Source organism: Streptomyces sp. NPDC042364, assembly GCF_056437585.1.
Map to the genome: position 1 here is coordinate 72,423 of NZ_JBWKAJ010000008.1, position 14,162 is coordinate 86,584.

General features: G+C 75.8%; 1 protein-coding gene. It reads left to right on the forward strand.

What is annotated here, in order from left to right; translation table 11 throughout:
* The first annotated feature begins 223 nt into the window (after positions 1-223).
* Positions 224-14,104: a type I polyketide synthase gene (locus AC067N_RS18110; RefSeq protein ID WP_478679876.1), complete on the forward strand. Its 13,881-nt coding sequence runs from the start codon at positions 224-226 to the stop codon at positions 14,102-14,104.
* Positions 14,105-14,162: the final 58 nt, after the last annotated feature.

The window sequence follows — 14,162 nt, forward strand, 5'->3', positions numbered from 1 at the left end:
CGGATCTGCCGTAATGAACCAGTAACGCCCCGCTCACCGGTAAGTCTCGGGAACATCCCCGGTAATTGACCGTCCTCATGACGCGCTAATTCCGGAGCGAACGGCACGTTACCGGGCCGGGACGGTTTTCGGGCCGGACCGAAAAAAGTGCGGATACGCTCGCCGGGAGCGCATGGTCGTTACCCGAGGTGATTTCCAGCAATGGAAGGGCAGCCGAGCGAAAATGACGAGTGAGCGACACTCCGCAGCAATCGACCCACTGGATCGGCAGGAACCGATCGCCGTCGTCGGCCTGTCCTGTCGGCTGCCCGGCGCCGCCGGTCCCGAGGCGTTCTGGAGGCTGCTGCGCGAGGGCCGGGACGCCGTCACACAGATGCCCGAGCACCGTTGGGAGCCGATCTCGGCGGACGCCCGCAGCGAGATACGCCGTGGCGGGTTCCTGGACGCCGTCGAGGAGTTCGACGCCGCCTTCTTCGGCATCTCGCCCCGCGAGGCCGTCGTCATGGACCCGCAGCAGCGGCTGCTCCTGGAGATCACCTGGGAGGCGCTGGAGGACGCGGGGATCGTCGCGGCGAGCCTGGACGGCAGCCCCACGGCGGTGTTCGTCGGCACCGCGCGCGAGGACTACACGAGCCTGCTGTACCGGCAGGGCTCCGCCGCCATCACCCAGCACACCGTCGCCGGCACCCACCGCGGCATCATCGCCAACCGGGTCTCGTACGCGCTCGGCCTGAACGGGCCGAGCCTCACCGTCGACACCTCCCAGTCGTCCTCGCTGGTCGCCGTGCACCTCGCCTGTGAGAGCCTGCGCGCCGGGGAGGCCGAACTGGCGCTCGCGGCGGGCGTCAACCTCAACCTCCTCGCCGAAGGGGTGATGGGCGCGGAGCGGTTCGGCGGGCTCTCCCCGGACGGCCGCTGCTTCACCTTCGACGCCCGGGCCAACGGCTATGTGCGCGGCGAGGGCGCCGGCATGGTCGTCCTCAAGCCGCTGCGGCGGGCCCTTGCCGACGGCGACCGGGTGCACGGCGTGATCCTCGGCAGCGCGGTCAACAACGACGGCGCCACACCCGGCCTCACCGTGCCCAGCGCCGCCGCGCAGGAGAAGGTGGTCCGGCTCGCCCAGCGGCGGGCGGGGGTCGCGCCGGACGCCGTCCAGTACGTCGAGCTGCACGGCACCGGAACCCCGGTCGGCGATCCGGTCGAGGCCGCCGCGCTCGGGGCGGCGGTCGGGGCGCTCAGGGCCGCCGGGGACCCGCTGCGCGTGGGTTCGGTGAAGACGAACATCGGGCACCTCGAAGGGGCCGCCGGCATCGCCGGGCTCATCAAGACGGTCCTCTCCGTACGCCACCGCATGCTCCCGCCGAGCCTCAACTTCCGTACTCCCAACCCGGCGATACCGCTCGACACCCTCAACCTGTCGGTCAACGACCGGCTGCGTGAGTGGCCCCACCCCGAGCGTCCGCTGGTCGCCGGCGTCAGCTCCTTCGGCATGGGCGGCACCAACTGCCATCTGGTCGTGGGCGAGGCGCCCGACGCGCGTGAACCCGACGCCGGACGGCCCACCCGCCCCGAGGGCGCCGTGCTGCCCGTGGTGGTCTCCGGGCGGGGTGCGGCTGCGCTGCGCGCCCAGGCCGGGCGGTTCGCCGAGTTCGTCGAGAGCCACGGTGAGGCGGAGCCCGCCTCCGTCGGCCGGTCGTCGGTCCTCACCCGCTCACAGCTCGGTCACCGGGGTGTCGTGCTGGCCGCCGACCGGGACGAACTGACCGCCGGACTGCGCGCGTTGGCCTCGGGGCTGCCCGCCTCCGACGTGGTGACGGGGACCGAGGCGGCGGGCCGGCTGGCCATGGTCTTCACCGGTCAGGGCGCCCAGCGGATCGGAATGGGCTCCGAACTCCTCACCGCCTTCCCGGTGTTCGCGGCGGCCTTCGACGCGGTGTGCGACCGTCTCGACCCGCTGCTGGAGCGGCCCCTGCACGAGGTCGTCGTCACCGGCGAGGGACTCGACGAGACCCGGTACACCCAGCCCGCGCTGTTCGCCGTCGAGGTCGCTCTCTTCCGGCTGTTCGAGTCGTGGGGCGTGCGGCCCGACCTTCTCGCCGGGCACTCGGTCGGCGAGGTCGCCGCCGCCCATGTCGCCGGGGTCCTCTCGCTCGCCGACGCCTGCGCGCTGGTCGCCGCCCGGGGCCGGCTGATGCAGGAACTGCCCGCCGAGGGCGCCATGGTCGCCGTACAGGCCGCCGAGGACGAGGTGCTGCCGCTGCTCGCGGGCCGGGAGGACGAGGTGGCGGTCGCGGCCGTCAACGGCCCCGCGGCCCTCGTGCTCTCAGGGGACACGGACGCGGTCCTGGAGATCGCCGCCGTCCTCAAGGGGCGCGGGCACAGGACCAAGCGTCTGACGGTGAGCCACGCGTTCCACTCGCCGCACATGGACGGGATGCTCGACAACTTCCGCCGGGTGGTCACCGGGCTGGCCTTCCGCGAGCCCCGTGTCCCCGTGGTGTCCACGGTGACGGGCGAGATCGCGGCGCCCGGACTGCTCACCTCCCCCGAGTACTGGGTCGAGCAGGTCCGCCGGCCGGTGCGGTTCATGCGGGCCGCGCGGACCCTGGAGGCGGAGGGCGTACGGACCGTCCTCGAACTGGGGCCCGACGGCGTCTGCTCGGCGATGGTGGCCGAGAGCGTGCTCGACAAGGACTCCGTCGCCGCCGTGCCCGCGCTGCGCCCGGGCCGGCCCGAGGAGCGGACGGCCTGGACGGCGCTGGCGCGGGCGTTCGTCCGCGGTGCGGCGGTGGACTGGGAGGCCGTGTTCGAGGGGGTGGGGGGACGTCGCGTCGATCTGCCGACGTACGCCTTCCAGCGGGAGCGGTACTGGGTGACGGACCTGGCCCGCGCCGAGGGTGCCGCGGCGGACGGTTCCGCGGTGTCCGTGCCCGGAGCCCCGCCCGCCGCCGTGCGGCCGAAGCCCGCCGTCGCGCGCGGTGCGGCGGGTGACCGGTCGGCGGTCGAGCTGGTGACCTCGCATGTCGCCGCCGTCCTGGGGTACGCCGCCGGGCGTGCCGTCGAGATGGACGTGCCGTTCCGGGACCTCGGGTTCAGCTCCCTGATGACCGTGGAGTTGCGCGAGAACCTCGCCGAGGCGACCGGGCTGCGACTGCCGACGGGTCTGGTCTTCGACCATCCGACGCCCAGGGCGCTGGCGGGGTTCGTCGCGGCCGAGCTGGCGGGGGCGGACCCGGGCGGGGCCGGTGAGGTGCTGCCGCGGGCGGTCACCGGGGCCGGTGCGGACTCGGGTGGGCAGGACGCGTACGACGAGCCGATCGCGATCGTCGGCATGGCCTGCCGGTACCCCGGCGGCGTCGCCTCTCCCGAGGACCTGTGGCGTCTGGTGGCCGAGGACGGCGACGCCGTCTCGGCGTTCCCGACCGACCGGGGCTGGGCCGAGGACCTCTACGACCCGGACCACGAGCGGTCGGGGAAGAGCTACGTCCGCGAGGGTGGGTTCCTGCACGACGCGGGCCGGTTCGACGCGTCCTTCTTCGGGATCTCCCCGCGCGAGGCGCAGGCCATGGACCCGCAGCAGCGGCTGCTGCTGGAGACCGCCTGGGAGGCGCTGGAGCGTGCCGGACTGGTTCCGCAGGAGCTGCGCGGCAGCCGTACCGGGGTCTTCGTCGGCGCGACGGCCGGGGACTACGGGCCCCGGATGCACGACGCGCCCGAGGGCGTCGAGGGGCATCTGCTGACCGGCGGCGCGGCGAGCGTGATGTCCGGGCGGATCGCCTACCAGTTCGGGTTCGTGGGGCCCGCGGTGACCGTGGACACGGCGTGCTCCTCGTCGCTGGTCGCGCTGCACCTGGCCGTGCAGTCGCTGCGGCGCGGCGAGTCGAGTCTCGCCGTCGCGGGCGGGGTGACGGTCATGTCGACACCCGGCATGTTCCTGGAGTTCTCACGGCAGCACGGGCTGGCGGCGGACGCTCGCTGCAAGGCGTTCGCGGCGGCGGCCGACGGGACCGCGTGGGCGGAGGGCGTGGGTCTGCTGGTCGTGGAACGGCTCTCCGACGCGCGCCGCAACGGGCACCGGGTACTCGCGGTGGTGCGGGGCTCGGCCGTCAACTCCGACGGCGCCTCGAACGGGCTGAGCGCCCCGAACGGGCTGTCGCAGCAGCGGGTGATCCGGCAGGCGCTCGCCGACGCCGGACTCACCACGGCCGACGTCGACGTCATGGAGGCGCACGGAACGGGCACCGCGCTGGGCGATCCCATCGAGGCGGAGGCCGTCCTCGCCACGTACGGGCGGGACCGGGAGGGCCGGGAGCCGGTGCTGCTCGGCTCGCTGAAGACCAACATCGGGCACGCCCAGGCCGCGGCCGGGGTCGGCGGCGTCATCAAGATGGTCCAGGCGATGCGGCACGGCCTCGTACCGGCCACGCTGCACGTCGACGAGCCGACCCCGCACGTCGACTGGACGGCCGGCGCGGCCGAGCTGGTGCGCGAGCGGCGCGAGTGGCCGCGCACCGGGGCGCCCCGTCGGGCCGCCGTGTCGTCGTTCGGTATCAGCGGCACGAACGCCCATGTGATCGTGGAGCAGGGGGACTTGGCGGAGCAGGGCGAGGCCGCGGCGGACGCGACGCCGTCGGCGGGCGGTGTGCGTGCGGGCTCCCCCGCCGCGGCCCCGCGGGTCCCCTGGGTGCTCTCCGCTCCCACCGAGGAGGGTGTCCGGGCGCAGGCCGGGCGGCTGCGGGACTTCGTGGCCGGTGCGGCCGGGGCGCGGATCGGCGACGTCGGACTGTCGCTGGTGACGACACGGACGGCGTTCCGGCGGCGGGCCGTGGTGCTGGGCTCGGACGCCGGCGAACTGCTGGCCGGGCTGGACGCGGTCGCCGGCGGGGCGGAAGCGCCGAACGTCGTGCGCGGCACCGTCGGCGAGACGGGGCGGACGGCGTTGCTGTTCACCGGCCAGGGCGCCCAACGCCTCGGTATGGGGCGGGAGTTGTACGAGACGTTCCCGGTGTTCGCCGAGGCGCTGGACGCGGTGTGCGCGGCGCTCGACCCGCATCTGGAACGGCCGCTGCGTGAGGTGCTGTTCGCCGAGGAGGGCAGCGCGGCGGCGGAGCTGCTGCACCGCACGCGGTACACCCAGCCCGCGCTGTTCGCCGTGGAGGTCGCCCTCTTCCGGCTGCTGGTCGAGCGGGACGGGGTCGTGCCCGAGCTGCTCGCCGGGCACTCGATCGGCGAGCTGGCGGCGGCCCATGCCGCCGGGGTGCTGTCGCTCGAGGACGCCGCCGCGCTGGTCGCCGCGCGGGGCAGGCTGATGCAGGCAGCCCGTTCGGACGGGGCGATGATCGCGATCCAGGCCGACCCCGACGAGGTCGCCGAGTCGATCGCCGGGTACGCGGACGCCGTCTCCCTCGCCGCCGTCAACGGGCCCCGTTCCGTGGTCCTCGCGGGCGACGAGCCGGTGGTCACCCGGATCGCGCAGGAGTGGCGCGAGCGCGGCGGCCGCACCCGCAGGCTCCAGGTGAGCCACGCCTTCCACTCGCCCCACATGGACGGCATCCTCGACGAGTTCCGCGAGGTGGCCCGGTCCCTGACCTTCCACCCGCCCACGATCCCGGTCGTCTCCACGGTCACCGGCGAGCCCGCCGGTCCCGAGCTGCTCGGCTCCCCCGACTACTGGGCCCGCCAGATCCGCGCCACCGTCCGCTTCCACGACGCCGTACGGTCCCTGCGGGCGCTCGGGGCCGGGCTGTTCGTGGAGGTGGGCCCGGACGCCGTCCTCACCGGCATGGCGCGCGAGGCGTTCGCCGAGGACGAGGACGGCGGCCCCGTGACGAGCGTCGCGCTCTCACGGGCCGGGCGGCCGGAGGCGGACACGTACACGACCGCCCTGGCGCAGGTCCACGCGGCCGGCGGCGAGGTCGACCTGACCGCGTACTTCCCCGGCGCCACCCGGATCGACCTGCCGACGTACGCCTTCCGGGGCGACCACTTCTGGCTGGCACCCGGCGCCCGCTCCGACGCGCGCGGGCTCGGGCTGGACCCGGCCGGGCACCCGCTGCTCGGCGCGGCGGTGGAGATGGCGGGCGGCGAGGACCTCGTCCTCACCGGCCGGCTGTCGCCCCGTACGCACCCCTGGCTGACGGACCACGTCGTGGACGGCCGGGTGCTGCTGCCCGCAACGGCCTTCCTGGAGCTGGCCCTCGCCGCCGGGGAGCGCGTGGGCGGCGACACGGTCGAGGATCTCGCCCTGGAGACACCGCTGGTGCTGCCCGAGCGGGACTCGGTGCGCGTCCAGGTCAGGGTCAGCGCCCCGGACGGCACGGGCGCCCGGCCGTTCACGATCCACTCCCGCCCGGCGACCGCCGACGACGACACGGCGGCGGACCGGCCGTGGACCCGGCACGCCACCGGTGTCCTCGTGCCGGGCGCCGTCCCGGCCGTGACGACCCCGGACACGGGCGCCTGGCCGCCCGCCGGCGCGGTGCCGCAGCCGGTCGACGACGCCTACGCCGTGCTGCGGGACCTCGGCTACGACTACGGGCCCGCGTTCCAGGGCGTGCGGGCCGTGTGGCGGCACGGCGACGACCTCCTCGCGGAGGTGGCGCTCGCCGACGAACAGCGTGAAGGGGCCGCTCTGTTCGGGCTGCACCCGGCACTGCTCGACGCCGCGCTGCACCCGCTGCTGCCGTCGGCGGCCGAGGAGCCGGGGCGGATCCGGCTGCCCTTCTCCTGGGCGGGGGTCCGGCTGCACGCGGCCGGGGCCACCGCGCTGCGGGTGCGGATCTCGCCCCTCGGCAACGACACCTTCCGGCTGACCGTCGCCGACGGCACGGGCGCTCCCGTCGTGACCGTCGCCTCCCTCACGCTGCGCCCGGTCGACCGCGACAGGCTCGCCGCGGCCACGGCCGCCCGCGACGACTCCCTGTTCACCGTCGACTGGCCCACGCTGCCCACGCCGGAGATCCCCGCGTGGAGCATGAGCGACCTCGGCGATGCGGACGACCTGTCCGCCGTCGAGCCGGCCGACCTCGTGGTGATCACTCCCGCCGCGGAGGGGGAGGCGACCCCCGCCGCCGCGCGGGGCGCGACCGTACGGACGTTGGAGCTGGTCCGGCGGTGGCTGGACGACGAGCGGTTCGCGGCGTCCCGGCTGGTCGTCGCGACCACCGGTGCCGTCGCCGCGCTCCCCGGCGACGACGTGACCGACCTGGTGCACGCGCCGCTGTGGGGTCTGCTGCGCACCGTGCAGACCGAGCACCCGGACCGGATCGTGCTCGTCGACCTCGACGGGAAGGGCGACGCGTCGGCACTGGTGGCCGCCGCCGTGGCCACCGGGGAACCGCAGATCGCCGTACGGGACGGGCGGTCGCACGCCCCGCGGCTGACCCGTGCCACGGGCCGCCGCACCGACGCGCCGCGGCTCGACCCGAACGGTACGGTGCTGATCACCGGCGGTACGGGCGGTCTCGGCGCGCTGTTCGCCCGGCATCTGGTCACCGCGCACGGCGCCCGCCGGCTCCTGCTGACCAGCCGCCGCGGACCCGACAGCCCCGGCGCGTCCGCGCTCGCCGGGGAACTCACCGGGCTGGGGGCGCACGTCCGGATCGCCGCCGTCGACGCCGCCGACCGGGACGCCCTGGCCGGGCTGGTCGCCGGCCTGCCGGCGGAGCACCCGCTGACCGCCGTCGTGCACACGGCCGGTGTCCTCGACGACGCCACGGTCGGCTCGCTGACCGGGGCGCAGGTGGAGGAGGTCCTACGGCCCAAGGTCGACGGGGCGTGGCATCTGCACGAGCTGACGCGCGATCATGACCTGGCGGCGTTCGTGCTGTTCTCGTCCGTGTCGGGCATCACCGGTATGGCGGGCCAGGCCAACTACGCCGCCGCCAACACCTTCCTCGACGCCCTCGCCCACCACCGGCGCGCGCAGGGCCTGCCGGCGCACTCGCTGGCGTGGGGGCTGTGGGACACGGCCGCCGGCATGGGCGGCACGCTCTCCGAGGCCGACGTGGCCCGCTGGACGCGGACCGGTGTCGTTCCGCTGGACGCGGACCACGGGCTGCGGCTGTTCGACGAGGCGCTGGCCGGCACCGGGGCGCTCGTCGTGCCCGCCGCGCTGCGGCCGGGGCGGGCCGGTGCGGGCGGCGACCAGGTCCCGGCCGTCTGGCGGGGTCTGGTCCGCACCCGCCGGGTGGCGCGCACGGCGAGCGCTCCCGGCACCGGGGACTGGTCGGCGCGGATCGCCGCGCTGCCGGAGGAGGAACGGTACGCCGCGGTGCTCGCCGTGGTGCGTACGTCCGCCGCCCTGGCCCTGGGGCACGCCTCCGGTGACGCCGTGGACGCCACGCGGGCGTTCAAGGAGCAGGGCTTCGACTCCCTCACCGCCGTCGAACTGCGCAACCAGGTGAACGGCGCGACCGGACTGCGGCTGGCGTCCACGGTCGTCTTCGACCACCCGAGCCCCGACGCGCTGGCCCGCCATCTGCTGGACCGGATCGCGGGCGAGGCCCCGGCCGCCGTGGCGAAGGCGCCGTCCGCGACCGGCACCGACGAGCCCGTCGCGATCGTCGGGATGGCGTGCCGCTACCCCGGCGGGGTGGCCTCGCCGGAGGACCTGTGGCGGCTGGTGTCCTCCGGCACGGACGCGATCAGCGGCTTCCCGGCCAACCGCGGCTGGGACCTGGAGAGGCTCTACGACCCGGACCCCGAGAGCACCGGCACGTCGTACGTCCGCGAGGGCGGGTTCCTGCACGACGCGGACCTCTTCGACCGGGAGTTCTTCGGGATCTCGCCGCGCGAGGCGACCGCGACCGACCCCCAGCAGCGGCTGCTCCTGGAGACCGCCTGGGACGCCTTCGAGGACGCGGCGATCGACCCGGCCGCGCTGCGCGGCAGCAACACCGGGGTGTTCGTCGGCGCCATGTACGACGACTACGCGTCGCGGCTGCCGTCGGTGCCCGCCGAGTTCGAGGGGTTCCTGCTGGTCGGGAACACCTCCAGCGTGATCTCCGGGCGGCTCGCCTACGCGTACGGCCTGGAGGGTCCGGCGGTCACCGTGGACACCGCCTGCTCGTCCTCGCTCGTCGCCCTGCACCTGGGGGCGCAGGCGCTGCGGTCCGGGGAGTCCGACCTGGTGGTGGCCGGCGGGGTCACCGTGATGGCCGGGCCCGGCTCGTTCGTCGAGTTCAGCCGGCAGCGGGGGCTCGCGCCGGACGGCCGCTGCAAGTCGTTCTCCGCGCACGCCGACGGCACCGCCTGGAGCGAGGGCGTGGGCCTGCTGCTCCTGGAGCGGCTCTCCGACGCCCGGCGCAACGGGCACCGGGTGCTCGCCGTGCTGCGCGGCTCCGCCGTCAACCAGGACGGCGCCAGCAACGGGCTCACCGCGCCCAACGGCCCCTCCCAGGAGCGGGTGATCCGGCAGGCCCTCGCGGGCGCCGGGCTGCGGGCCCTCGACGTCGACGCCGTGGAGGCGCACGGCACGGGCACCGCGCTGGGCGACCCGATCGAAGCCCAGGCCCTGCTGGGCACGTACGGCGCCGACCACGACGCCGCGAACCCGCTGTGGCTGGGCTCACTGAAGTCCAACATCGGGCACGCGCAGGCCGCGGCCGGGGTCGGCGGCGTCATCAAGATGGTCCAGGCGATGCGGCACGGGGTGCTGCCGAAGACCCTGCACGCCGAAGAGCCCTCACCGCACATCGACTGGGACAGCGGCGCCCTCGCCCTGCTCACCGAGGCTCGTGAGTGGCCGGACGCGGGGCGTCCGCGCCGGGCCGCCGTGTCGTCGTTCGGGATCAGCGGCACCAACGCCCACGTGATCATCGAACAGGCCGGGCAGGAGCCCGCGGCGGCCGGTGCCCCCGGTTCGCGGGGCGCGGGGAACGCCGGTCAGGCGACGGCCGTGGCCCGCCCGGCCCCGGGGACCGCTCTGCCCTGGCTGCTGTCGGCCAAGTCGGACACGGCGCTGCGGGCGCAGGCCGAGCGGCTGCGGGCGTTCGCGGCCGAGCGGCCCGGACTCGCCCCCGTCGACATCGGCTTCTCGCTGGCCACCGGCCGGACCCGGCACGAGTACCGGGCCGCCGTGCTGGGGCACGACCGGGACGAGCTGCTGCACGCCCTCGACGCGCTGGCGCGGGGCGAGGACGCGCCCTCCGTCGTCCGTGACGGCGGCGGTCCGAGGGGCAGGACGGCGTTCCTGTTCACCGGGCAGGGCAGCCAGCGCCCCGGCATGGGACGCGACCTGTACGCCGCCTCCCCGGTGTTCGCCGCCGCCTTCGACGAGGTGTGCGCACACCTCGACGCGCACCTCGACGCGCACCTCGAACGGCCCCTGCGGGACCTCGTGTTCGGCGGCGGGGACGAGCTGCACCGCACCGTGTTCGCGCAGCCCGCGCTGTTCGCGCTGGAGGTCGCGCTGTTCCGGCTCGCCGAGTCCTGGGGCCTCACGCCCGACCATCTGCTGGGCCACTCCGTCGGCGAGTTCGCGGCGGCGCATGTCGCCGGCGTGCTGTCGTTGCCCGACGCGTGCGCGCTGGTGGCGGCCCGCGGCCGGCTCATGGACGCCCTGCCGGAGGGCGGCGCGATGCTCGCGGTCGCAGCGGCGGAGGACGAACTCGCCCTGCCCGACGGGGTGAGCCTGGCGGCCGTCAACGGCCCCGAGGCGGTCGTGGTCTCCGGTGACGAGGACGCGGTCGCGGCACTGGAGGAGCACTGGCGGGCCGAGGGACGCAAGGTCAAGCGCCTCGTCGTCTCGCACGCCTTCCACTCGCACCGCATGGACGGCATGCTCGACGCCTTCGCCGAGGTGGCCCGCGGCGTGACCTTCCACCCGCCTGCGGTGCCGATCGTGTCGACCGTCACCGGTGACCTGGTCGACGCCGCGCGCCTGTGCACTCCGGAGTACTGGGTGGCCCAGGTGCGCCAGGCGGTGCGGTTCGCGGACGGGGTTCGACGGCTGGAGGCCGCCGGGGTCACCGACTATGTGGAGCTGGGCCCCGACGGGGTGCTCTCCGCGCTGGCCGAGCCGTGTCTGACCGCGTCGGCGGGGACGGCGGTGGTCCCGCTGCTGCGGGCCGGACGCCCCGGAACGCTCACCGCCCCCGCCGCCCTGGCACGGCTCGCCCTGCGCGGGGCCCGCGTCGACTGGGACGCGGTCTTCCCCGGCGCCCGCCGCACCCCCCTGCCCGGCTACGCCTTCCAGCGGCAGCGCTACTGGCTGACGGCCCCGGCCGTCTCCGGTGACGCCACCGACCTCGGTCTCGACTCCCCCGACCATCCCCTGCTCGGCGCGGCGGTGGAGGCCGTCGACGGCGACAGCCTCGTCCTCACCGGCCGGGTCTCCCCGCGCACCCACCCGTGGCTCGCCGACCACGCCGTCATGGGCACCGTGCTGCTGCCGGGGACCGCGTTCGTGGACCTGGCGCTGCACGCCGCCCGCCGGGCCGGCTGCACACTGGTCGACGAACTCACCCTCACCGCGCCGCTGGTGCTGCGCGAGGACGACGACGTGCGCCTCCAGGTGTCGGTCGGCGCCCCCGACGACTCCGGCCGGCGTCCGCTCACCGTCCACTCCCGTCCCGCACGGGCCGACGGCGACCGCCGCTGGACCCGGCACGCCGAGGGGACCCTGAGCACGGGCGAGCCCGCCATGGCCGCCCCCGAGGGCGTACGACGGCCCGCCGACGCCGAGGTGATCGACCTCGACGGGGTCTACGACGCCCTCGCCGGGCGGGAGTACGCGTACGGTCCGCTGTTCCGGAACCTGCGCCGGCTCGCCCGGCACGGGGACGACCTGCACGCCGAGGTCGCCCTCGCCGAGGAGCACCGGGCCGAGGCCGCGCGCTTCGCCCTGCACCCGGCACTGCTCGACGCGGCCCTGCACCCGCTGCTGCCCGGGGTGGCGGACGTGGCCTCCGGGCCGATGGTGCCGTTCTCCTGGTCCGGCATCAGCGTGCCCCCGGCCGGGACCGGCCCCGGCGCGCTGCGGGTCCGGCTCGCGGTGACGCGGTCAGACGACACGACCGTGGCGGTGGCCCTGCACCTCGCCGACGAGACGGGGCTGCCGCTGGCCACGATCGACGCACTCCGGCTGCGCTCCCTCTCCCCCGGCGACCTGGCCGCCGCGGGCGCCCGCGCCCGGGAGGGGCTGTACGGGGTGCGGTGGACCCCCGCGCCGGCCGACCCGGCCACCACCGCGGGCGACGGCCCCTGGGCCGTGCTGGGAGCGGCGCTGCCGCTGCCCTCCGGTACCGGTCCCGTCCCGTCGTACGACGGCCTCACCGCGCTGCGGGAGGCGGTCGACGGCGGCGCCGAGGTCCCGTCGACGGTGCTGCTGCCCCTGCTGCCGCCGGCCGAGGACGCGCCGGAGGGCGCGGAACGTGCGGGCGGTGCGCCCGGCGCGGACGCGGCCGGAGCGGACGCCTCGGACGGTGCCGGCGGGTTCGCGGGGCGGGCCCGGGCGGTGCTGCACGAGCTGCTCGGCACCGTACGGGACTGGCTGGCCGACGACCGGTTCGCGGCGAGCCGGCTGGTCGTGCTCACCCGAGGGGCCGTCGCCCCGGACGGCGAGGACGTCACCGATCTGACGCGGGCCGGCGTCTGGGGGCTGCTGCGCTCCGCCCAGGCCGAGCATCGGGACCGGTTCACGCTCCTCGACCTCGACGACCACCCCGGTTCCCACGCGGCCCTCGGTGCCGCGCTGCGCACCGGCGAACCCCAACTCCTCCTGCGGGCGGGGAAGGTGCTGGTCCCGAGGCTCGCCCCGGCCGAACCGGGCACCGAGGCCGGCGTCGACGGTGCCGGGCCGGACTGGAGCCGGGGCACGGTGCTCGTCACCGGTGGCACCGGAGCCCTCGGCGCGATCCTCGCCCGGCACCTGGTCACCGAGCACGGCGCCCGCCGGCTCCTGCTGACCAGCCGCCGCGGACCCGACGGGCCCGGCGCCCGGCAGCTGGCCGCGGAGCTGACCGCGCTCGGCGCCCACGTCGGGATCGTGGCGGCCGACGCCGCCGACCGTGACGCGCTGGCCGCGCTGCTCGCCGGCATTCCCGACGAGCACCCGCTGGCCGCCGTCGTGCACACCGCCGGCATCACCGACGACGCCACGGTCACCTCGCTGACGCCGGACCAGCTCGACGGCGTGCTGCGGCCCAAGGTCGACGGCGCGTGGAACCTGCACGAGCTGACCAGGGACATGGACCTGGAGGCGTTCGTCCTGTACTCGTCCGTCGCCGGTGTCGTCGGCACACCGGGGCAGGCGAACTACGCCGCCGCCAACACCTTCCTGGACGCGCTCGCCCACCACCGGCACGCCAACGGCCTGCCCGCGCACTCCCTCGCGTGGGGTCTGTGGGCCGAGAGCAGCGCGCTCAGCACCCATCTGTCCGACGCGGACCTCAGCCGTCTGGCCCGCCTCGGACTGCTGCCTCTCACCAACGCCGAGGCCACCGCGCTGTTCGACGCGGCGCTCGCCGTCGACCGGCCGGTGCACGCCGTCACCCGGATCGACACGGGTGCGCTGCGCGGGGCCGAACACCTGCCGGCGGCGTTGCGGCTGCTCGCCCCGCGGCCGGTGCCCCGCGCCGAGCGGCAGCAGGTGCCGCTCCCCCAGCGGCTGGCCGGGCTGCCGCCGGCGGAACAGCAGCAGGTGCTCAGCGATCTGGTGCGGGCGAGGACGGCCGCCGTCCTCGGGCACACCGACGCCACCGCGATCGGGACGAGCCGCGCCTTCAACGAGCTGGGCTTCGACTCGCTCACCGCGGTCGAGCTGCGCAACCAGCTGAACAGCGCCACCGGGCTGCGGCTGCCCACCACGGTCGTCTTCGACCATCCGAACCCGGACGCGCTGGCGGCGTATCTGCGTGCCGAACTCGTCGTGGAGGTCGCCGAGCCGTCCCCCGCCGATCCGGTGCTGGCCGACCTCGACCGGCTCAGGGCCGCGCTGCCGGACGCCCTCTCGGACACGGCGGCGCACCGGAGCATCGTCGACCGGCTGCGGGAACTGCTCGACCTCGCCGACGGTGCCGACCCGCTCCGCGACGACGACCTGCCCGACCTCGACTCCGCGACCGACGAGGACCTGTTCGCCCTGGTCGACGAACTCGACTAGCGGGACTTCAGAAACGCCCCCTGGCGGGCAGGGCCGCACGGCCCGGGCCCGTCCCCTC

Excerpts from the sequence above, each read along its gene's own strand:
- AC067N_RS18110 (WP_478679876.1), top strand. The coding sequence starts at position 224 with ATGACGAGTGAGCGACACTCCGCAGCAATCGACCCACTGGATCGGCAG.